The following is a 21,079-nucleotide window of genomic DNA, read 5'->3' as shown; positions in this document are numbered from 1 at the left end:
CGTTTAGTCCAAACCCTTGTGGGAGAGTGCAGCGCCCGCGAAGAGGCCCGCAAGCCAATCACCTATCTCAGTTCAGCCCGTATTTCTTGACCTTGTCGAACAGGGTGGTCTTGGCCATGCCCAGCTCGAGGCTGGCCTGGCTGAGATTGCCCGCCGTACGCTGCAGGGCCTCGGTCAGCAGGTTGCGCTCGAACGCTTCCACCGCTTCGGAAAAGCCCAGGCTGACCACGGTGGCTGCACCGTTCTTCTTGAAGGCCGGCAAACCCAGTGCGTAGCGCTCGGCCACGTTGCGTAGCTCGCGGACGTTGCCGGGCCAGTCATGGCTCATCAGGCGCGACAAGGTTGGTGCATCGAGCTCGGGCGGCTCGCGGTCGAAGCGCAGGGCGGCCATCTGCAGGAAATGCTCGAACAGCTCGAGAATGTCTTCACGGCGCTCGCGCAGCGGCGGTAGTTCCAGCGTCACCACGTTGAGGCGGTAATACAGGTCGCTGCGGAACTGGTTCTGTCGGCTCAACGCGTCCAGGTCGGCCTTGGTGGCGGCGATCAGGCGACAGTCGACGGCAATGCTCTGGTTCGACCCCAGGCGTTCCAGTGTGCGCTCCTGCAGTACCCGCAGCAGCTTGATCTGCAGCGGTATCGGCATGCTTTCCACTTCGTCGAGAAACAGCGTGCCCTGGTCGGCATGCTCGATCTTGCCGATGCGGCGCTTGCCGGCGCCGGTGAAGGCATTGGCTTCATGGCCGAAGATCTCGCTTTCGAACAGCTGTTCCGGCAGGCCGCCGCAATTGAGCGCCACGAATGGCTGTGGCTGGCGCCGGCTGAAATCGTGCAGGCAGCGGGCGACCAGTTCCTTGCCGGTCCCGGTTTCACCCTCGATCAACACGTTGGCCGAGGTGTCGGCGACGTTGGCGATCAGCTCGCGCAGGTTGTGCATGGCGGGCGAGCGGCCAATGATGCGGCCTTCCAGCGAACTGCGTTCGGCCAATTGACGGCGCAGCGAACTGACCTCGCGCGCCAGCCCGCGTCGCTCCAGCGCGCGGCGCACCACGTCCACCAGGCGCTCGGGCGAGAAGGGCTTCTCCATGAAGTCATAGGCGCCGCTGCGCATGGCCCCCACGGCCATGGAAATGTCGCCGTGGCCGGTGATCAGCACCACGGGCAGGCTGGGGTCACGCGCCTTCAGCTGGCTCAGCAGTTCCAGGCCGTCCATGCCGGGCAGGCGGATATCGCTGACCACGATGCCGGCGAAATCGTCGCCGATGCAGGCCAGCGCGGCCTCGGCGCTGGCCACGCCCTGGCTGGGAATGTCTTCCAGCGCCAGGGCCTGCTGGCAGCCGAGCAGTACGTGGGGGTCGTCTTCGACGATCAGGACGGTCAAGGCGTTCATGGCGACTCGCTGGGCGACGCTGCCGCAAGCGGCAGGCTGAGAATGAAAGTGGTGCCACCGTCGGCGGGGTGCTCGACGGCCAGGTTGCCACCGGCGGCCGCCGCCAGGCTGGCCGACAGGGTCAGCCCCAGCCCCAGCCCGTGCTCGCCGGGCTTGGTGGTGAAAAAGGGCTCGAACAGATGCTTGCGTGTCTCGACGTCGATGCCGTGGCCATTGTCGCGCACCTGCACGGCGTAGCGCCCACCCTCCATGCGGCCGTCCAGCCAGAGCGTGGGCTGCGGCTGGCCGGCAGTGGCATCCAGGGCGTTGCCGATCAGGTTGACCAGAATCTGTTCCAGGCGGGTCTGGTCGATCGCCAGCTGCATTTCGCTGCAGTTGCGCTGCACGTTCAGGCCACTGGCCTCGATGCGACTGGCGAGCACCTGCAGCGCACCGTCCAGCGCCTTGTCCAGGCTGGCCTGGCCCTTGTCGTCGCCGCGGCGGGCGAAAGAGCGCAGGCTGGCGGTGATGCGCCCCATGCGGTCGATCAGTTCATTCATGGTGCTCAGGTTGGTGCTGGCCGTGTCCAGCGCACCGCGTTCCAGAAAGCGCACGGTATTGCCCGACAGCGTGCGCAAGGCTGCCAGCGGTTGATTGAGTTCGTGGGCGATACTGGTGGACATCTGGCCGATGGCGGCCAGCTTGCCTGCCTGCACCAGCTCGTCCTGGGCCTTGCGCAGGGTTTCCTCGGCCTGGCGGCGTTCGCGAATCTGGCCCTTGAGGCGTTCGTTGCTGGCGCGCAGGTCCTGGGTACGTTCGGCGATGCGCCGCTCCAGATGGCTGTTGGCCTGTTCCAGCGCTTCACGGGCGGCAAGGCGGGTGGCCAGCACCTTGCGTCGCTCGTTCCAGGCAATCAGCAAGAAAGCTAGCAGGGCAAAGGCCACGGCCACGAGCACGCCCTGCACGATGGCTTCGTGCCGCAGGTCCTGCATGGAGGTCAGCAGCGTGAACCGCCAGGGCGTGTCGGCCAGGCGCCGCGACTGCGACAGGTAGGTGACGTCGATGTCCTTGCCCGGCTTGTCGGTGTGGGTGGTGAAGGTGAGCAACTCCACCCCATCGGCCAGACGCTGGCGAGCGAGCGGTTCGAGCTCGTTGAGCGGCCACCAGTAGTACTGCAGGCTGCGCGCCAGGCGCTCCTTGATTTCCGGGGTCAGCGGGCGCACCGACTTCAAGCGTCGCGCCGGATCGCTGGAAAGAATGATGATGCCGTTCTCGTCGCTGACGAAGGCCTCCAGGCGAGCCTTCTGCCAGCGCTCTTCCAGTGCTTCCAGGCGCACCTTGATCACGGCCACGCCGATCAGCTTGCCGTGCTCCTCCAGGCCGTGGGCGAGGAAGTAGCCGGGCTCGCCGGTGGTGCTGCCGATGCCGTAGAAACGCCCGGGCTGGCCGCGAATGGCGGCCTGGAAATAACCGCGGAATGACAGGTCCTCACCGAGAAAGCTGTCGGCATCGCGCCAGTTGCTGGTGGCCTGTACACGGCCGGTGGTGTCGAGCACGTAGATGGCGCGGCTGCGGCTGCGCCGATTGAGGCCTTCCAGGTAATCGTTGACCGCCTGGCGGTGCTCGCCGTCGGGCTCGTTGAGCAGGGTCGAGACACTGTCCTCGAGTTCCAGCAGGCTGGGCAGGTAGGTGTACTTGGTGATTTCGCTTTCGACGGCGCGCGCGTGCAGTTCAAGCTGCCGTTCGCCGTTTTCGCTCAGGGCGCGAATGCTGTTGTGCTCGCTGACCAGAAAACCCACGTAGCCCAAGCCCAGCGTCAACAGCAGGATCAGCGGCGGCAGGAACAATTGGCGAATCAGGCGGGGCTTCACGATCAGGTCAGGCTTTGTGGCGGGCAGGCATTTCATCACAGTCGCCTTCAAGCAGCCAGCGTCCTGCGCCCGGCAGAGCGGGCGCAGGACGGCCGGTCATCAGTGCTGCAAGATCTTGGCGAGGAACTGCTGGGCGCGATCGGACCGCGCGCTGACATCGCCGAAGAATTCTTCCTTGGGGCAGTCTTCGACGATCTGTCCCTGGTCCATGAAGATCACCCGGTTGGCCACCTTGCGGGCAAAGCCCATTTCATGGGTCACGCACATCATGGTCATGCCTTCGTGGGCCAGTTGCACCATCACGTCGAGCACTTCGTTGACCATTTCCGGGTCGAGCGCCGAAGTCGGTTCGTCGAACAGCATGACCACAGGGTCCATGGCCAGGGCGCGGGCAATCGCCACGCGCTGCTGCTGGCCGCCGGACAGCTGGCCGGGGTGCTTGTGGGCGTGGGCGGAGAGGCCGACCCGTTCGAGCAGCTGCAGGCCCTTTTTGGTGGCTTCTTCCTTGCTGCGGCCCAGCACCTTGATCTGCGCGATGGTCAGGTTTTCGGTGATGGTCAGGTGCGGAAACAGCTCGAAATGCTGGAACACCATGCCTACGCGCGAGCGCAGCTTGGGCAGGTTGGTCTTGGGATCGGCGATGGACGTGCCGTCGACCACGATGTCGCCTTTCTGGAAAGGCTCCAGCGCATTCACGCACTTGATCAGGGTCGACTTGCCCGAACCCGAGGGCCCGCACACCACGACCACTTCACCTTTCTTGACGTCGGTGCTGCAATCGGTGAGCACCTGGAAGTCGCCATACCACTTGTTGATATTCTTGATGGAGATCATACGGCTAACCTTTTTTGCAGACGCTTGACCAGAAGGGAGGCGCTGAAGCTGATGAGGAAGTACACCACGCCGGCGAAGATCAGGAATTCGTTGGCCCGGCCAATGATGTCGCCGCTGGCGCGCGCCGAGTTGAGAAAGTCCACCAGGCCCACGGTGTAGACCAGCGAAGTGTCCTGGAACAGGATGATGCTCTGCTGCAGCAGCAGCGGGGTCATCTTGCGGAACGCCTGGGGCAGGATGATCAGGCGCATGGTCTGACCGTAGTTCATGCCCAGCGCTTGCGCGGCACCCATCTGGCCCTTGGAGATGGACTGCACGCCGGCCCGCACGATTTCACAGAAGTACGCGGCCTCGAACATCATGAACGCCACGAGGCATGAGGTGAAGGCACCGACCGGGGTGTCTTCGCCGGTGATCCAGCGCAGCACGAAAGGCACCGCCAGGTAGAACCAGGTGATGACCAGCAGCAACGGAATGGAGCGGAAGTAGTTGACGTAGGCACCGGCGAAGCGCGACAGCAGCTTGTTCGAAGACAGGCGCATCAAGGCCAGCACCGTGCCCAGGGCAATGCCGCCGATGACGCCCAGCACCATCAGCTGCAAGGTCATGACCATGCCGTTCCACATGCCCGGCAGCGCCGGAATGATTCCACTGAAGTCCATCATTTACCTCCCAGGGAGATCAGCCCAGGCACGGCGAGTCTGCGCTCGAACACGCGCATCAACAGCATCAGGCTCATGTTCAGGGTGAAGTAGATCAGCGTGGCCAGGGTGAAGGCCTCGAACAGGTTGGCCGAGAACTCCGCGGTCTGCTTGGTTTGCGCCAGCAATTCCATCAGGCCGATCAACGATGCCACCGACGAGTTCTTGAACACGTTGAGGAATTCGGAGGTAAGCGGTGGAATGATGATGCGGTAGGCCTGCGGCAGCAGCACGTTCCAGTAGATCTGCGGCAGGCGGAAGCCCATTGCCCTGGCGGCCGATTCCTGACCGTGGGGCAGCGCCTGAATACCGGTACGCACCTGCTCGCAGACACGCGCCGCGGTGAACAGGCCCAGGCACACCACCACACTGAGGAATGCCGAGGTGGTCGGGTTGAGGTCCTGCTTGTACCACTCCTGCATGCCTTCGGGCAGCAGGTCGGGGACCAGGAAATACCAGATGAACAGCTGCACCAGCAACGGCACGTTGCGGAACAGTTCGACGTAGCAGGTCGCGATGCCCGAGACCCAGCGGCTCGGTACGGTGCGCATGACACCCAGCACGGAGCCCAGCAGCAGGGCGATGATCCAGGCGACCACGGCAATGGCGATGGTCCAGCCCAGGCCGGAGATGTACCAATCCAGGTAGATCTCGCTGCCGACGCCAGTGGACTTGAAGAAGACGCTCCAGTCCCAGTTGTAATTCATGGGGAATACCCCTCGGAAATTGATTCACGGGCACAGGCTTTCACTCGAACGCCGGGCGGCGCTCGAGTGAAGGCAGGGTGGTGCTTACGACTTCTTGTCGGGAGCCGGCTTGTCGTTGGGGTTGGCGATCAGCGCCTTGAGCTCGTCGCTCATGGGGAAGCCCAGGTTCAGGCCCTTTGGCGGGATCGGCTGGCTGAACCACTTGTCGTAGATGCCGTTGATGTCGCCGGAAGCGAAGGTGGCCTTGATCGCGTCGTCGACCGCTTTCTTGAACGGCTCGTCACCCTTGCGCACCATGCAGCCGTAGATTTCATAGGACTGCGGCGTGCCGGTGACTTCCCAGTCGGTGGGCTTCTTGGCCTTGGCCATTTCGCCGGCGAGCAGGGCGTCGTCCATCATGAAGGCGACGGCGCGGCCCGATTCGAGCATCTGGAAGGACTCGCCATGGTCTTTTGCCGAGACGATGTTCATGCCCATCTGCTTGTCGGCGTTCATGGACTTGAGGATACGCTCGGAGGTGGTGCCGGCGGTGGTGACGACGTTCTTGCCTTTCAGATCGTCGAAATCCTTGTAGGAGGAATCTTTCTTGCTCAGCAGACGGGTGCCGATCTCGAAAATGCCTACGGAGAAATCGACCTGCTGGGCGCGTTCGGCGTTGTTGGTGGTGGAACCGCATTCCAGGTCGATGGTGCCGTTCTGGACCAGCGGGATACGGGTCTGCGACGTCACCAGGTTGTACTTGACCTTCAGGTCGGGCATGTCGAGGTCCTTTTTCAGGGCCTCGACTACCTTGAGCTGGATGTCGTGCGAGTAGCCGACCGGCTTGCCGGACGCATCGGCGATGTACGAGAAGGGGATGGATGCGTCGCGGTGACCGAGGGTGATGGTGCCCGAATCCTTGATTTTCTTCAGAGTGCCGGTGAGTTCGGCAGCCAATGCTGGAGTACTGATCAGCGCGGCGGCAATGGCGGCGCTCAGGAGTTTTGGAACGATACGCATCAATGAATCCTCGACTTTGTTTTTTTTATCGAGCCCGCAGGCCCTCGGGGTACGGCGAAATCCGGCGGCTGGGTAGTTACCGGCTTCGTTGAAGAGTGTAGAGCATGAGTCGTGCCAAAGGCGGGGATGTGGCTCGCAGCCAAGCCGGCTGGGGAGGTTGGGCATGTAGCAGGGGATGAGGAGCGAAAGCTTCGTTCGGAAAACCGAATATCCTTGGGTGCCATAGACGGATTTCCGAGTCGCTGCAGGCATTGGCGGGCGGCGAGCCATCTACCCGCGAAGAGGCCTTCGGATCACTCCCCCAAAACTCAAAAACGTGGCTTCACGGCCTTCCAGTCCGGCTTGTACTTGGCCATCTGCCGCACATCGTCGCGAGAACGAATCCCGCAGCGCAGAAACTGCTCATGCAGCATGCCCAGCTGATCGCGATCCAGTTCCAGCCCCAGCCCCGGTGTCTTGTTGATCTTCACACACCCGTCGACGATGGGCAGCTTGCCGCCCTTGATCACTTCTTCATCCGGCTCCTGCCACGGATAGTGCGTGTCACAGGCGTAATCCAGGTTCGGCACCGACGCCGCCACATGGGCCATGGCCATCAAGCTGATGCCCAGGTGAGAGTTCGAGTGCATGGACACGCCCAGGCCCCAGGTGTGACACATGCTCGCCAGCACTTGGGTATCGCGCAGGCCCCCCCAGTAGTGATGGTCGGCAAGCACGATCTGCACACTGTTGCGCTCGACGCTGCGGCGAAACTCGGCGAAGTCGGTCACCACCATGTTGGTCGCCAGGGGCAGCCCGGTGCGCTTGTGCAACTCGGCCATGTCGTCCAGCCCGGGGCAGGGGTCCTCATAGTATTGCAGGCTGTCGCCGAGCAGTTCGGCCATGCGGATCGAGGTCTCCAGTGACCAGTTGCCGTTGGGGTCGATGCGCAGCGGGTGGTCGGGGAAGGCTTTCTTCAGGGCCAGAATGCACGCCACTTCACGCTCGGGTTCAAGGGTGCCGGCCTTGAGCTTGATGCTCTTGAAGCCATACTGCTCGATCATGCGCCTGGCCTGGGCGACGATCTGCTCCTCGTTCAAGGCCTCGCCCCAGTTGTCCGCAGGGTAGGGCGAGTCGACGTGCTCGGCATACTTGAAAAACAGGTAGGCACTGAACGGCACTTCGTCACGCACCGCGCCACCGAGCAGATCCACCAGCGGGCGGTTCAGCGAGCGCGCCTGCAGGTCGAGCAACGCCACCTCGAATGCCGAATAGGCGTTGGTCACCGCCTTGCTGGCATGGGAGCCCGGTGCCAACTCGGCGCCGCTCACGCTGGCCGGCTTGTGCCTGGCGACAGTGCTGGCGACGATCTGGCGCAGACCGTTGAGGTTGAACGGGTCCAGGCCTGGCAGTTGGTCCTTGATGGCCATCTGAATGGCCAGCGCCGGTGCGTCGCCGTAGCTTTCGCCCAGCCCCACATAGCCGTTGTCGCTCTCCACCTCGATGATCGAGCGCAAGGCATAGGGTTCGTGGATGCCGCTGGCGTTGAGCAGTGGCGGGTCGCGGAAAGCGATCGGGGTAACGGTTACGCGTTTGATTTTCACAGGCATTCTCCTCGGGATGCAGGCCCCGCCTGGCGGGGCGTTCCTTGTCAGTGCGCAGCGGCAGGTTGCAGTGGCTTGTCATCGGGCTTTTGCCCGCGGGGTCGGGTGCGGGCGAAAAACACCACGATCGCGGCCAGCACGGAGGTGGCGGCCAGGCCATACAGGCCGCCCTGGATCGACCCGGTCTTCTCTTCCAGAAAACCGAACACGGTCGGGGCGACGAAGCCGCCCAGGTTGCCCACCGAGTTGATCAGGGCCAGCACGGCGGCAGCGATGCGTGCGTCCAGATAGGCTTGCGGGATCGGCCAGAACAACGCCGAGGCGGCCTTGAAACCTACCGCTGCAAAACAGATGGCAACGAAGGCGAACACCGGGCCGCCGTAGGTCGACATGAACATGCCTGCGGCTGCGATCAGCAAGGTCGTTGCCACCCACGCCTGCTGATGCTTGAAGCGCGCAGCCAGGGCCGCGAAGCCGTACATGGCGGCAATCGAAATGATCCAGGGAATGGAGTTGAACAGGCCCACTTCGAAGTCGGACACGTTGCCCATCTTCTTGATCATGCTGGGCAGCCAGAACGTGGCGCCGTAGATGGTCAGGGCCACCGAAAAGAAGATGAAGCAGAACACCAGGATCTGGGTGTCGGCGAGCAACTTGAATATCGACGGCTTGACCACGTGCTCGGCTTCACGGGCACGTTGCTCGTCGGCGATGACGCGGCTCAGGGTCGTCTGCTCGGTAGCGGTGAGCCACTTGGCTTCGTGGATGTGCGACTGCAACCAGTAGTAGACGAACCCGCACAGCGCCACCGAAGCGCCGCCCTCGATCAGAAACATCCACTGCCAGCCATGCAGGCCCAGCCCGGTCACGCTCAACAGGGCGCCGGTGATGGGTCCGGAGATGATCGAAGCGATGGCCGAACCACTGAGGAAGATCGCCATGGCCTTGCCGCGCTCGCTGGCCGGCAGCCATTGGGTGAAGTAGTAGAGCACGCCGGGATAGAAGCCCGCTTCGGTGACACCGAGCAAAAAGCGCATGACGTAGAAGCTGGTTTCGCCCTGTACGAAGGCCATGCCCATGGCCACCAGGCCCCAGGTGAACATGATCCGCGTAAGCCAGGCGCGGGCACCGAAGCGTTGCAGGAGCATGTTGGAGGGCACTTCGAACAGTGCGTAGCCAACGAAGAACAGACCTGCACCCAGGCCATAGGCGGCGGCACCGATACCCAGATCGGTTTCCATGTGGGTGCGGACGAAACCGATGTTCACCCGGTCAATGTAATTGACGATGAACATTACGACGAACAGTGGCAGCACATGCCGCTTGACCTTGGCCACCGCGCTGGCGAGCACGCTGGGGTCGATGGCACCGGATTGAACGTTCAAGGGCGACTCCGATGGTTATTTTTTTCTTGGAGGGCTCGATCATGAACTTGGGGTATTGTTTCAGTCCAATTCAAGTTGGCACTTGATTGATACCGAGGTTGAATCAATGTTCGAACTCAGCCAGCTCCGTTGCTTCACCACCGTGGCCACGGAACTCAATTTCCGCCGCGCCGCCGAACGCCTCAACATGACCCAGCCGCCCTTGAGTCGGCAGATTCAACTGCTGGAGCATCACCTGGGCGTGGAACTGTTCACCCGCAGCACGCGCAGCGTGGCACTCACCGCGGCCGGCCGGGCTTTTTTCGTCGAGGCGCAAAACCTGCTGGAGCGAGCGCAGCAAGCGGCGGTGTCGGCCAGGCGTTTTGCCGAGGGCGATATCGGCTCGGTGAATATCGCCTTCGTCGGCAGCGCAGTGTACGAATTCCTGCCCAAGGTCATCGCCGAGGCGCGGCTCAAGCAGCCGCAAGTGAAGATCGACCTGTCGGAAATGAACACCTACCAGCAACACGAAGCCTTGCGTGCCCGGCGTATCGATCTGGGCATCGCGCGCGCACCGTTGCTCGACAGCGGCTACCTGACCGAATGCCTGGTGCGTGAGCCGTTCGTCCTGGCTACCCCGGCCGGGCACCCGCTGGCCGACGCAGGCGTGGTGCGCGTGCAGGATCTGGACGGCCAGCCGTTCCTGATGTACTCGCACTCGGCCTATCCGCCGTTCAACGAGCTGCTCACCGGAATGCTGCGTTCGGCTCAGGTGACCCCGCAATACGTGCAGTGGCTGGGTTCATCGCTGACCATTCTGGCGCTGGTCAATGCCGGCATGGGCGTTGCGCTGGTGCCACGTTGCGCCACCAGCGTGGTGTTCAAGAACGTGGTGTTTCGCGATATCGATCTGGGCGAGGGCGTGCAGAGCGAACTGCATCTCATCTGGCGCGAGAACAACGACAATCCGGCGTTCGCCATGCTGCTCGAGGCCATCAGGAGTGCGGCGCGTAATGGATGGGGCGGCGATATTCACTGATCATAAATTGATCAAGGTCGGCAAAGCCTTGCGGTACGTGGCCTGCGGCCTGTTCTCCCAAGCTTATCCACAGGCAGGTGCACGCCGAATGTGCATAAACCCTTGAAACAGCTCGTTTTTTGAGCAGGCCGTGAAAACGCTTGCGGGCCGTGGCCTGCAGGGCATTGCACCCAGGTTATGCACAGGCTCATGCATGTTTTCAGGGGATAAGCTTCGGCCTGCCGACAGAGCGTCCCAAGTGCCGGCGCACTCGGGACTTCACGCGTCTGTCAGCGGTTGCGTGCGTCCTTCGCATCCATTTCGGCGTTGCGTTCGTGCACTTTCTTGAGCTGCTCATCGGTCAATGGCAGCTTCTGGGCACTTTGCTTGAGCACCATCAAGCCACCGACGATCGAGCCGATGGCCACCAACAATATCAACCAGGCATACCAGGGCATGGGACACTCCTTGCGCGGTGCGCCGAGAATGCGCGGCGCTTGTGAAGGTTGGAGCGACAGTGGGTCGCAGTGGTTCCATCATAGCCCTTGGCGATCGCGCCGGGGCGTTGCTTCGAGCCGGTGGTGGTGGCTGTGCAGGGCGCCCGCGACCGGGCAAAATCCGCTACAATGCGCGCCGATTTCGACCTGCCTCCGAGAACCCGCCATGTCCGTCTGCCAGACTCCCATCATCGTCGCCCTGGATTACCCGACCCGCGAAGCGGCCCTGAAGCTGGCCGATCAACTGGATCCCAAGCTGTGCAGGGTCAAGGTGGGCAAGGAGCTGTTCACCAGCAGCGCCTCGGGCATCGTCGAAACCTTGAACGCCAAGGGCTTCGAGGTGTTCCTGGACTTGAAATTCCACGATATCCCGAACACCACCGCCATGGCCGTCAAGGCTGCTGCCGAAATGGGCGTGTGGATGGTCAACGTCCACTGTTCCGGTGGCCTGCGCATGATGACGGCTTGCCGCGAGGTGCTGGAACAGCGCTCTGGCGCCAAGCCATTGCTGATCGGCGTCACCGTGTTGACCAGCATGGAGCGTGAAGACCTTGCCGCCATTGGCCTGGACATCGAGCCGCAGGAGCAGGTATTGCGCCTGGCGGCGCTGGCGCAAAAAGCCGGCATGGATGGTCTGGTCTGTTCGGCGCTGGAAGCGCAGGCCTTGAAGGCAGCCCACCCGGCCCTGCAGCTGGTAACCCCAGGCATTCGCCCGGCCGGCAGTGCCCAGGATGACCAGCGGCGCATCCTCACACCCCGCCAGGCGCTGGATGCGGGTTCCGATTACCTGGTGATCGGGCGTCCGATCAGCCAGGCTGTCGATCCAGCCCAGGCGTTGGCCGATGTGGTTGCGCAGATCAACGGCTGAGCTTGCCCGCGTTGAGAATCAGCAACGTCAGTACGCCGGCAATGATCCCCCAGAACGCCGAGCCTACCGAAAACAGCGTCAGGCCCGAGGCGGTGACCATGAATGTCACCAAAGCGGCCTCGCGCTCCTTCGGCTCGCTCATGGCCTGGGTCAGGCCATTGATGATGGAGCCGAACAACGCCAGTGCGGCGATCGACAGCACCAGCTCTTTGGGCAGGGCGGCGAACAGCGCTGCCAGGGTGGCGCCGAACGTGCCGGCAATTGCATAGAACACGCCGCACCAGACCGCCGCGGTATAGCGTTTCGCAGGGTCTTCGTGGGCATGCGGGCCCGTGCAGATGGCCGCGCTGATGGCCGCCAGGTTGACCCCATGCGAGCCGAACGGCGCCATCAGCAACGAGGCGATACCTGTCACCGAAATCAGTGGCGAGGCCGCTACCTGATAACCATCGGCGCGCAGTACGGCAATACCCGGCATGTTCTGCGAGGTCATCGCCACCACGAACAGGGGAATGCCGATGCTGATGGTCGCAGCCAGGGAAAAGGACGGCGTGGTCCACTGCGGCACGGCGACCTGCAGGCTGAAATGGCTGAAATCGAGCAGGCCGAGCGCGCCGGAAACCAGCGTGCCGATGACCAGCGCCGCCAGCACCGCATAGCGCGGCGACAGCCGTTTCACCATCAGGTAGGTGAAGAACATGCACAGCACCAGGGCTGTGCGATGCTGCGCGGCGACGAATATCTCGCTGCCGATCTTGAACAGGATACCGGCCAGCAGCGCTGCGGCCAGCGAAGCTGGCAGGCGCTTGAGCAGGCGGTCGAAACTGCCGGTCAGGCCGCAGATCGTGACCAGCACCGCGCAGGTGATGAACGCGCCGATGGCTTCGGGGTAACTCACGCCGCCCAGGCTGGTGATCAGCAGGGCCGCGCCCGGTGTCGACCAGGCGACCGTGATGGGGGTACGGTAGCGCAGCGACAGACCGATGCTGCACACCGCCATGCCGATCGACAGTGCCCAGATCCACGAGGATATCTGCGCGGTGGTCAGGCCGGCGGCCTGGCCGGCCTGGAACATCAGGACCAGCGAGCTGGTGTAGCCGGTCATCATGGCGATGAAACCGGCCACCACGGCAGATGGCGCGGTATCTGCCAACGGGCGCAGCGGGGCGACGGTGGTGGGGTTGGGCATGGCGGTCCGATCCTTGTCCTGAGCAGCGTCGGTCAAGGTTAAGCCAAGGTGTACAGGCGCATGCGGTACAGCGGCGCGATCAATCGGCGATACAGCTGGGCGACAGCACTCAGGCTGCCGCGAAGCGGGTGTTCAGGTAATCGATGATCACTTTGGAATCGTACATCCAGGTGACCTTGCCGGCCTCCTCGATACGCAGGCAGGGCACCTTGATCTTGCCACCCTCGGCCAGCAGGGTATCGCGCGCCACCGGGTCGTTCTTCGCGTCGCGCAGGGGTACCGGCACATTGAGCTTGTGCAGGGTGCGGCGGGTCTTCACGCAGAACGGGCAGGCGTGGAACTGATAGAGGGTCAGCCCGCTGGCAGCGCGGTCGACCTCGGCCTGCGCTTCGGGGCTGCGCTTGCGACGCGGTGGGCGGGTGAGCAGGTCGCCCGCCACGATTACCTGGCCCAGTCCGATACGCAACGCTTTCATCAACATGTGGCAGCCCTCGAGGTTGGGGTACGGCTTACTTGATCAGGCTGAGAAATTCGCTGCGGGTCGCCGCGTTGTCGCGGAACTCGCCCAGCATCACCGACGTGATCATCGAAGAATTCTGCTTCTCGACGCCACGCATCATCATGCACATGTGCTTGGCTTCGATGACCACGGCGACACCCAGTGCACCAGTGACCTGCTGCACCGCATCGGCGATCTGCCGGCCCAGGTTTTCCTGGATCTGCAGGCGGCGAGCGTACATGTCGACGATACGCGCCACCTTGGACAGCCCGAGCACCTTGCCGCTGGGAATGTAGGCAACGTGAGCACGCCCAATGAACGGCAGCAGATGATGCTCGCACAACGAATAGAGTTCGATATCCCTGACCAGGACCATTTCGCTCGCGTCGGAGCTGAACAGCGCACCGTTGGTGACTTCATCGAGAGTCTGCTCGTAGCCGCGGCACAAGTACTTCATGGCTTTGGCGGCGCGTTTGGGCGTGTCGAGCAGGCCTTCGCGGTTAACGTCCTCGCCGAGTTGGCCAAGGATCTCGGTGTAGTTCTGTTCCAGGGACATGATCAAACCTGTGGGGAATATTTCGCAGACGCGAAGGGTACGGCTCCGCTCGCACGGGTGCAAGCGAAGCGTTATTCGTCGCGGCCTTCGAGCATGGTGCGCTTGAGCATCACGTACACCGCGCCGGCGCCGCCATGGCGTGGCTGGCAGGAGGTGAAACCCAGCACCTTCGTGTGCTGACGCAGCCAAGTGTTGACGTGGCTCTTGATCATCGGCCGCTTGCCGTCCAGGCGCACTGCCTTGCCATGGGTCACGCGCACGCAGCGGATTTCGAAACGGGTGGCTTCGGCGAGGAATGCCCAGAGCGTTTCGCGGGCTTTCTCCACCGTCATGCCGTGCAGGTCGAGGCTGCCTTCGAAGGGAATCTGGCCGACCTTGAGCTTGCGCATCTGGCTTTCCTGGACGCCGTCGCGCGCCCAGTGCAGGTCGTCCTCGGGGCCGACGTCGATGACGAACTGATCGGACAGCCCGTCGACCGTCGTGCCCTGGGTACCCACCGTGGCTGCCTGGCGCAGTGCCTGCAGCTTGAGCTTGTCGGCTTTCGGCCTGCCGGTGTCGGCGCGATCGTGCTGGATGCGCCGCACGCCGCGCATCTGGTCCTTGAACAGGGAAAATTCGTCGTCTTGCATGAAGGTCTCCACCACGGGAGCGCTAGTCTACGCGACTCAATCGTGCTTTTTCATCAGGTGCGGGGCCAGGCCGAGTTCACGGCTGCGGCGCATTCCCCGGCGGCTGCGGCGCCAGAGCCACAGGCCAAGATAAAGCACCAGCAGCCCCATGCCAGCGAGTATGGCCGCGCCGCTGGTGGTGGTGTCCAGCCCGATTATCTGCGGCGGATGCCCCAGCAGGGTGGCGACGCCGGCCATCGCCAACAACAAGCCAAGGGTCAGCAGCACGGCGCCCAGCCCCGCGCCCAGCCGATAGCGCCAGCCACCGGGAGCACGTTTCCTGAGTCTGCGCGCATTGAAACCATGGGATGACTTCATTGATTCCTCGGTGGCGATCGGGCCGGCTGGGGGTCAGAGCAAGTCGCCGGTCATGGCAACCGCGGCGAAGTTGTCACGCATGATGGCCATTTCAGCTTCCTGCACCTTGGCCGCGGCAAGCACGCCATCGCCCTGGGGCAGGTCGCGGGTCGCGCAGGCGTCGGCCACCAGGGTGCAGCGATAACCGTAGTCCTTGGATGCACGCACGGTGGTGCTGACGCTGGAGTGGCTCATGAATCCGCAGACGATCAGGTCCAGGTGGCCATAGCTCTGCAGCAGCTCGTGCAGCCCGGTGTTGTTGAAGGCATTGGGCATGCGCTTCTCGACCACGGCTTCGTCGCCCTGCGGTTCGAAACCTTCGATGAACTCGCCGCGCCGGCCCTGGGGATCGAACAGCCCGCCAACGGTGCCCAGATGGCGGATATGCACCACCGGCCGCTTGGCCGCACGTGCCGCAGCTACCAGGCTGGCGATGTTGGCCAGCGCATCGTCCATGCCGGACAGGGCCAGGTCGCCACTGAGGTATTCCTTCTGCGCATCAATGATGATCAGGCTGGCGTTGGCGATCCGGGTGGGCGGGAAACCGCGGCCACTGAGTTGGAACATCGTCTTTGGAACGGACATCTGGGGCTCCTTTGGCTAGGGCTTTTGCCGCATTGTCCTCTGCTCGAGCCGTTCTGTGAATCGGATTGAGCGAACATCGCGAAAATCACCCACGGGCCTCTGTTAATATTCCGGCTTGATTCGACCGAGGAGCTTTTGTGATCACTTCCCGCTTGCGCACCGTGCGCGACCACATCCGTTGGGCCGTCAGCCGTTTTCATGGCGAAGAGCTGTTCTTCGGCCACGGTACCGACAACGCCTGGGACGAAGCCCGTCTGTTGGTGCTGGGGGCGTTGAACCTGCCCTATGAAATTGCCGACAGCTACCTGGATTGCCGCCTGGAAGACGACGAGATCGTGCGTGTGCAGCACCTGCTCAAGCGGCGCATGGAAGAGCGCGTGCCGGCCGCCTACCTGATCGGCGAGGCCTGGTTCTGCGGCATGTCTTTCATTGTCGATGCGCGGGTGCTGGTGCCACGTTCACCGATCGGCGAGCTGATCGAGAACAGCTTCGAGCCCTGGCTGAGCCAGCCGCCAGCGCGCATCCTTGACCTGTGCACCGGTTCGGGCTGCATCGGCATCGCCTGCGCCGACGTTTTTCAGGACGCCGAAGTAGTGCTGGCCGACCTGTCGTTCGAGGCGCTCGAGGTGGCCAATCAAAACATCGAGCGGCATGGCCAGGAAGAGCGTGTCTATACGGTGCAGGGCGATGGTTTCGAAGGCCTGCCGGGGCAGCGTTTCGACTTGATCGTGTGCAACCCGCCCTATGTCGATGCCGAGGACTTCGCCGACATGCCCGCCGAGTACCAGCACGAACCCGAACTGGGCCTGGCCTGTGGCGACGACGGCCTGAACCTGGTGCGGCGCATGCTGGCCGAGGCGGCTGATCACCTCAACGACAGAGGCCTGTTGATCATCGAGGTCGGCAACAGCCAGGTGCACGTCGAGGCACTCTACCCGGAAGTGGACTTCAACTGGCTGGAGTTCCAGCGCGGCGGGCATGGCGTGTTCATGCTCAGCGCGGCACAGTGCCGTGAGCATCAGGCGTTGTTCGCTTCGCGTATCTGAAAACGCATGAACTGTAGAGCGGGTTGCGCTCGCGAACGTCTGCAGCGGTTTGGCTCGATACCGCAGTGACGCCTTCGCGGGCAGAGCCCGCTCCCACACAGTTTTTGCGAGTGCCGCTGTCAGCGGTGGGTGGCGATCCAGATCAGCAGCGCGGCCTGGAAAACGGCGAAGGCAATCAGGCAGGCGATGGTGAAACGCAGGCCGCTTTCCTCGCGCGCGAATTTCCCGATACGTTCCTGCTGCCCATGCAGCTTGAGTTCCATCTCCTGCAACTGCTGCTCGGCCATCTGCAGCATCTCGCTGGCCGCCAGCACCTCGACCACCTGCACTTTCTCCGCGTTCCAGGTGCTCAGCAACTGGCTGACGGCAATCGGGTGATACTGGCCCTTGAGGCGTTGCACATCTGCGTATTCGACGTTCAAGCCTTGGGTGCGCAGTGCGTGATCACGACGATCCAGGCCCGCCGGTTGCAGCGCCTCCTTGCTCGACAGCGCCGCGCCTTGCAGCGTGTAGTGCGGCCAATGACGCTGCAGCCAGGCGGCGGCTTGGGCCATGACGAAGCGCCCCAGGCCACGGTTGACCGGTTCCAGTTGCAGGCCTGCGTCACTGCCCAGGCTGACCTGCCGCAGCTGATGATCGACCCAGACATCCAGCCGGTTCTGCTCGCTGCGCACGCGCTGGGCAGGCAGCTGGATGTCGAGGCGCAACAGGCTCAGGGCAGGGTCGTGGCGCTCGGCCATGCCGAACTGCACGAAACGCAAGGGGCGCGGGCCGCTGGCACGGTCGGCGGGCAGGGGCGCCAGGCGCAGCATCCTGAACTGCTCGGGGGTCACCTCGGCCCACGGCCGCGGCGGCGCTGCAGGTTCTTCGACGACGGCTTCTGGCGGGGCTTGTTCGGTCATGGCGCGATCCTCTTCACGGACCTTGTATCGGCCATGCCTGCCCACTCTTGAACGCTGCCATGGGTCCCCTGGCGCGTTGCGTCAAAGCCCGTCGATGAATTTCACTACTGCCTGACCCAGTTCCGCCGCCAGCGGACGCTTGTGGTCACGATACGACTTGAGTTGCGAAGGCAGGTCCATCGGCACGATACGCAGCACGTGGTTCATGCCAGGAATCAGCGCCAGCTGCGCATCGGGCTTGGCGCGTTGCAGTGCCTGCGCATCGCCAATCCCGACCTGGATGTCGTTGCTGCCCTGCACGATGAGGGCGGGGATCTTCAAGGCGGCGAAGGCCTGCGCAGGGTCCTGGCGCAACAGCGAAATCAGGTAAGGCTGCACGCTGGGGCGAAACAATACCTGCAGGGGCTTGGGCACGTCCGGGTCATACTGCCCGGCTTCCAGCCGCTCGATCAGTTGGTAGCTGCGCGGTTGCAGTTCGGCTGGCAGGCGTTCGCCGATCTGCTCGCGCAACACTTCGCCCAGGGGACGACCGCTGCCCGACAGCGAAATCACCGCATCGGCATTGGCGCGCGGCGCTGCCAGGGTGGCGATCAGCGCACCTTCGCTGTGGCCCAGGATGATCAGCGGGCCGAAACGCGGGTCGCGCTTGAGCTGCGCGCTCCAGGCCACGGCATCGTCGACGTAGCCTGCCACGCTCAGATCACGCTCGTCGGGGGTGGCCTTGCGCCCGGTGGCCACGCCGCGTTTGTCATAGCGCACGCTGGCAATGTTGTTCTGCGCCAGTAGCAAGGCGAGCTTCTTCAGGCTGTCGTTGCGACCCGCCTCGGGATTGTTGCCGTCCCGGTCGGTCGGACCGGAGCCGGAAATCATCAGCACCACCGGCACCGGCCGATCCGCGCGGGGCACCAGCTGCGAGCCGTACAGCTTGCCCTGAGCGGTCTGCAGCTCGATCGGGCGCCTGGCAATATCAGGGGTGGCGGCCAGTGCAGCGGTGCTGCTGACGAACAGTATCAAGGCCACCAATCGGAACGTCATCTGCAACATCATCGAGCCACTATCGAGGGAAGTGCGCTTTGGACTGGGGCGTCCGGCTAAGGTTCAGGGATGAACTGGCCGTCGACCCTGCGTATACTGGCGCTCTGTCTGATTCGGTTGATTTCGCGGAGCGCCCTGCATGTCCGGCAATACCTTCGGCAAGCTGTTCACTGTCACCACCGCTGGCGAAAGCCATGGCCCGGCGCTGGTCGCCATCGTAGACGGCTGTCCGCCAGGGCTCGCAATTTCCGTGGACGACCTGCAGTGCGACCTCGATCGACGCAAGCCGGGCACCAGCCGGCACACGACCCAGCGTCAGGAGCCCGATGAAGTCGAGATTCTTTCCGGGGTGTTCGAAGGGCGTACCACCGGTACCTCCATCGGCCTGCTGATTCGCAATACCGATCAGAAATCCAAGGACTACTCGGCGATCAAGGATCTGTTTCGCCCGGCCCACGCGGACTACACCTACCATCACAAGTACGGCGAGCGCGACTACCGTGGCGGTGGCCGCAGCTCGGCGCGCGAAACGGCCATGCGCGTGGCCGCAGGCGCGATCGCCAAGAAGTACCTGGCCACCCAGGGCATCCAGGTCCGCGGCTACATGAGCCAGCTGGGCCCGATCCCGATTGCTTTCAAAAGCTGGGACGGCGTGGAAGACAACGCCTTCTTCAGCCCCGATCCGGACAAGGTCCCGGAGCTGGAGGCCTACATGGACCAGCTGCGCCGCGACCAGGATTCGGTCGGCGCCAAGATCACCGTAGTGGCCGAAGGCGTCATGCCGGGGCTGGGCGAGCCGATCTTCGATCGCCTGGACGCCGAGCTGGCCCATGCCTTGATGAGCATCAACGCCGTCAAGGGCGTGGAAATCGGCGCCGGTTTTGCCTGCGTCGCCCAGCGCGGCACCGAGCACCGCGACGAGATGACGCCCGAAGGGTTCCTCAGCAACCATGCGGGGGGTGTGCTGGGTGGTATCTCCTCGGGCCAGCCGATCGTTGCCCACCTGGCCCTCAAGCCAACGTCCAGCATCACCACGCCGGGTCGCTCGATCGACGTCCACGGCCAGCCGGCGGACGTCATCACCAAGGGCCGCCATGACCCGTGCGTGGGCATCCGCGCCACGCCCATCGCCGAAGCCATGATGGCCATCGTGTTGATGGACCACCTGCTGCGCCATCGCGGGCAGAATGCCGAGGTCAAGGTCGACACTCCGGTACTGGGCCAGCTTTGAGCGCGGTGCCGCCGCCGGCGGGGCATTCGGTCCCGTATTGGCGGCTGTCCACTTTCTACCTGTTCTACTTCGCCCTGCTCGGGTCGACGGCGCCGTTCCTGGCGCTGTACTTCCACCATCTGGGCTTCGACAGCGCGCGCATCGGCGAGCTGGTGGCGATTCCCATGCTCATGCGCTGCGTGGCGCCCAACCTGTGGGGCTGGCTGGGCGACCGCACCGGTCGACGCCTGGCCATCGTGCGCATCGGCGCGGTCTGCACCCTGGCCAGTTTTTCCCTGATCCTGGTGGACACCGGCTACGCCTGGCTGGCAATGGTCATGGCCCTGCATGCCTTCTTCTGGCACGCGGTACTGCCACAATTCGAAACCCTGACGCTGGCACACCTGCAGGGGCAAACCGCACGTTACAGCCAGGTCCGCCTGTGGGGCTCGATCGGCTTCATTCTGGCGGTGGTGGGCCTGGGCCGGGTATTCGAGAGCCTGAGCCTGGACACCTATCCCTACGCGTTGCTGTTGATCATGGCCGGTATCGTCGCGGCCAGCGCGTGGGTGCCGGATGTGCCCGCCGGCGAGGGCCCTCGCCGCACGACCGGGGAGGGCTTCATGAAACAGCTGGTGCGCCCCGGTGTATTGGCGTTCTATGGGTGTGTGGGCCTGATGCAGCTCAGCCACGGCCCGTACTACACGTTTCTTACCTTGCACCTGGAGCAGTTGGGCTACAGCCGTGCAGTGATCGGCATGCTTTGGGCCGTCGGAGTCGTGGCTGAGGTCTTGATGTTTCTGGCCATGAGCCGGATTCTGGCGCGCTTTTCCCTGCGTCATGTGCTCATCGCCAGCTTCCTTCTGGCGGCCGTGCGCTGGCTGCTGCTGGGCAGTTTCGCCGAACACCTGTGGCTGCTGGTGCTGGCGCAGCTGATGCACGCCGCCACCTTCGGCAGCTTCCACGCGGCGGCGATCCATTTCGTGCAGCGCAGTTTCGGCGCCCATCAGCAGGGTCAGGGGCAGGCCCTGTATGCCGCACTGGCCGGTGTCGGCGGGGCCCTGGGGGCGCTCTACTCCGGCTACCTGTGGCAATCCCTGGGCGCCACCGGCACCTTTGCCCTGGCCAGCCTCGCCGCGTTCGCTGCCGCGTTGATCATGCTCAGACGCACACCCCATGATCTGCCACCTGTGGCCAGTCACTGAAACCATTCGAGGAATTTGC

The 21,079-nt window shown here is 63.6% G+C and carries 22 protein-coding genes; 5 read left to right on the top strand and 17 right to left on the bottom strand.

The annotated features are described in order from the left end of the window. Positions 1 to 67: 67 nt before the first annotated feature. The 8 genes from IFT44_RS17525 to IFT44_RS17490 form a co-directional block, all read right to left on the bottom strand. Positions 68 to 1,387, bottom strand: coding sequence for a sigma-54-dependent transcriptional regulator (locus IFT44_RS17525; RefSeq protein ID WP_122476348.1), 1,320 nt, complete (start codon positions 1,385 to 1,387; stop codon positions 68 to 70). Then, positions 1,384 to 3,273 (bottom strand): sensor histidine kinase, encoded by a 1,890-nt coding sequence (locus tag IFT44_RS17520; protein ID WP_122476346.1) that lies wholly within the window; start codon positions 3,271 to 3,273, stop codon positions 1,384 to 1,386. The genes IFT44_RS17525 and IFT44_RS17520 overlap by 4 nt, the downstream gene beginning before the upstream one ends. A gap of 63 nt (positions 3,274 to 3,336) precedes the next feature. Beyond that, positions 3,337 to 4,071 carry an amino acid ABC transporter ATP-binding protein gene (locus IFT44_RS17515; RefSeq protein ID WP_122476344.1) on the bottom strand — a complete coding sequence of 245 codons (735 nt, stop codon included), beginning with the start codon at positions 4,069 to 4,071 and terminating at the stop codon, positions 3,337 to 3,339. Continuing rightward, a complete protein-coding gene (locus IFT44_RS17510) occupies positions 4,068 to 4,736 on the bottom strand; it encodes an amino acid ABC transporter permease (protein ID WP_163007425.1) in 669 nt (222 codons plus the stop codon). Before IFT44_RS17510 ends, IFT44_RS17515 begins: the two co-directional genes overlap by 4 nt. Then, positions 4,733 to 5,479: an amino acid ABC transporter permease gene (locus IFT44_RS17505; protein ID WP_122476340.1), complete on the bottom strand. Its 747-nt coding sequence runs from the start codon at positions 5,477 to 5,479 to the stop codon at positions 4,733 to 4,735. Before IFT44_RS17505 ends, IFT44_RS17510 begins: the two co-directional genes overlap by 4 nt. Positions 5,480 to 5,563: 84 nt before the next feature. Continuing rightward, positions 5,564 to 6,478 carry a glutamate/aspartate ABC transporter substrate-binding protein gene (locus tag IFT44_RS17500; protein WP_122476338.1) on the bottom strand — a complete coding sequence of 305 codons (915 nt, stop codon included), beginning with the start codon at positions 6,476 to 6,478 and terminating at the stop codon, positions 5,564 to 5,566. A gap of 308 nt (positions 6,479 to 6,786) precedes the next feature. Beyond that, entirely contained in the window at positions 6,787 to 8,061 is a 1,275-nt protein-coding gene (locus tag IFT44_RS17495; RefSeq protein WP_185794339.1) for an enolase C-terminal domain-like protein, read from the bottom strand. A gap of 47 nt (positions 8,062 to 8,108) precedes the next feature. After that, on the bottom strand, positions 8,109 to 9,413 hold the full coding sequence (locus tag IFT44_RS17490; protein WP_122476774.1) for an MFS transporter: 1,305 nt from the start codon (positions 9,411 to 9,413) through the stop codon (positions 8,109 to 8,111). Positions 9,414 to 9,552: 139 nt separating this feature from the next. On the opposite strand from IFT44_RS17490, the gene IFT44_RS17485 reads away from it, so the two are divergent. Continuing rightward, positions 9,553 to 10,464, top strand: coding sequence for a LysR substrate-binding domain-containing protein (locus IFT44_RS17485; RefSeq protein WP_122476336.1), 912 nt, complete (start codon positions 9,553 to 9,555; stop codon positions 10,462 to 10,464). Positions 10,465 to 10,733: 269 nt separating this feature from the next. Here the strand turns inward: IFT44_RS17485 and IFT44_RS17480 are convergent, their stop codons facing one another. Continuing rightward, entirely contained in the window at positions 10,734 to 10,901 is a 168-nt protein-coding gene (locus IFT44_RS17480) for a DUF2897 family protein (protein WP_084139696.1), read from the bottom strand. Between the two features lie 205 nt (positions 10,902 to 11,106). Here IFT44_RS17480 and pyrF point away from each other — a divergent pair, with 205 nt between their 5' ends. Continuing rightward, positions 11,107 to 11,808, top strand: a complete 702-nt coding sequence (gene pyrF, locus IFT44_RS17475) for an orotidine-5'-phosphate decarboxylase (protein ID WP_192138059.1) — start codon at positions 11,107 to 11,109, stop codon at positions 11,806 to 11,808. Here pyrF and IFT44_RS17470 read toward each other — a convergent pair. The 6 genes from IFT44_RS17470 to IFT44_RS17445 form a co-directional block, all read right to left on the bottom strand. Beyond that, a complete protein-coding gene (locus IFT44_RS17470) occupies positions 11,798 to 12,997 on the bottom strand; it encodes a benzoate/H(+) symporter BenE family transporter (RefSeq protein ID WP_192057908.1) in 1,200 nt (399 codons plus the stop codon). The genes pyrF and IFT44_RS17470 overlap by 11 nt on opposite strands. A 109-nt stretch (positions 12,998 to 13,106) precedes the next feature. Next, the gene (locus IFT44_RS17465; protein WP_122476330.1) at positions 13,107 to 13,478 is read right to left on the bottom strand and encodes a glutaredoxin family protein; all 372 of its coding nucleotides are present in this window, start codon (positions 13,476 to 13,478) and stop codon (positions 13,107 to 13,109) included. A 28-nt stretch (positions 13,479 to 13,506) separates the two neighbouring features. Further along, the gene (gene folE, locus IFT44_RS17460) at positions 13,507 to 14,052 is read right to left on the bottom strand and encodes a GTP cyclohydrolase I FolE (protein ID WP_122476328.1); all 546 of its coding nucleotides are present in this window, start codon (positions 14,050 to 14,052) and stop codon (positions 13,507 to 13,509) included. Between the two features lie 71 nt (positions 14,053 to 14,123). Then, on the bottom strand, positions 14,124 to 14,681 hold the full coding sequence (locus IFT44_RS17455) for a Smr/MutS family protein (RefSeq protein ID WP_192176307.1): 558 nt from the start codon (positions 14,679 to 14,681) through the stop codon (positions 14,124 to 14,126). Between the two features lie 36 nt (positions 14,682 to 14,717). After that, the gene (locus IFT44_RS17450) at positions 14,718 to 15,038 is read right to left on the bottom strand and encodes a hypothetical protein (protein WP_122476324.1); all 321 of its coding nucleotides are present in this window, start codon (positions 15,036 to 15,038) and stop codon (positions 14,718 to 14,720) included. Between the two features lie 33 nt (positions 15,039 to 15,071). Next, on the bottom strand, positions 15,072 to 15,662 hold the full coding sequence (locus tag IFT44_RS17445) for a cysteine hydrolase family protein (RefSeq protein WP_122476322.1): 591 nt from the start codon (positions 15,660 to 15,662) through the stop codon (positions 15,072 to 15,074). 137 nt (positions 15,663 to 15,799) lie between these two features. Between IFT44_RS17445 and prmB the strand changes: the two genes are divergently transcribed. Next, positions 15,800 to 16,708, top strand: a complete 909-nt coding sequence (gene prmB / locus IFT44_RS17440) for a 50S ribosomal protein L3 N(5)-glutamine methyltransferase (protein ID WP_122476320.1) — start codon at positions 15,800 to 15,802, stop codon at positions 16,706 to 16,708. A 119-nt stretch (positions 16,709 to 16,827) separates the two neighbouring features. Here prmB and IFT44_RS17435 read toward each other — a convergent pair whose 3' ends face one another. Beyond that, positions 16,828 to 17,610: a hypothetical protein gene (locus IFT44_RS17435; RefSeq protein ID WP_192057910.1), complete on the bottom strand. Its 783-nt coding sequence runs from the start codon at positions 17,608 to 17,610 to the stop codon at positions 16,828 to 16,830. Positions 17,611 to 17,691: 81 nt separating this feature from the next. Beyond that, complete coding sequence (locus tag IFT44_RS17430) at positions 17,692 to 18,645, bottom strand: alpha/beta hydrolase (protein WP_244647019.1); 954 nt, start codon at positions 18,643 to 18,645, stop codon at positions 17,692 to 17,694. Between the two features lie 139 nt (positions 18,646 to 18,784). Here IFT44_RS17430 and aroC point away from each other — a divergent pair, with 139 nt between their 5' ends. Further along, entirely contained in the window at positions 18,785 to 19,876 is a 1,092-nt protein-coding gene (gene aroC, locus IFT44_RS17425) for a chorismate synthase (protein WP_192176306.1), read from the top strand. 5 nt (positions 19,877 to 19,881) lie between these two features. Beyond that, the gene (locus IFT44_RS17420; RefSeq protein ID WP_192053417.1) at positions 19,882 to 21,060 is read left to right on the top strand and encodes an MFS transporter; all 1,179 of its coding nucleotides are present in this window, start codon (positions 19,882 to 19,884) and stop codon (positions 21,058 to 21,060) included. The last annotated feature ends 19 nt before the right edge of the window (positions 21,061 to 21,079 follow it).

It is taken from the genome of Pseudomonas sp. CFBP 13710 (assembly GCF_014842235.1).
GTDB lineage: Bacteria > Pseudomonadota > Gammaproteobacteria > Pseudomonadales > Pseudomonadaceae > Aquipseudomonas > Aquipseudomonas baltica.
This window is presented reverse-complemented; position numbering and strand designations above follow the sequence as displayed.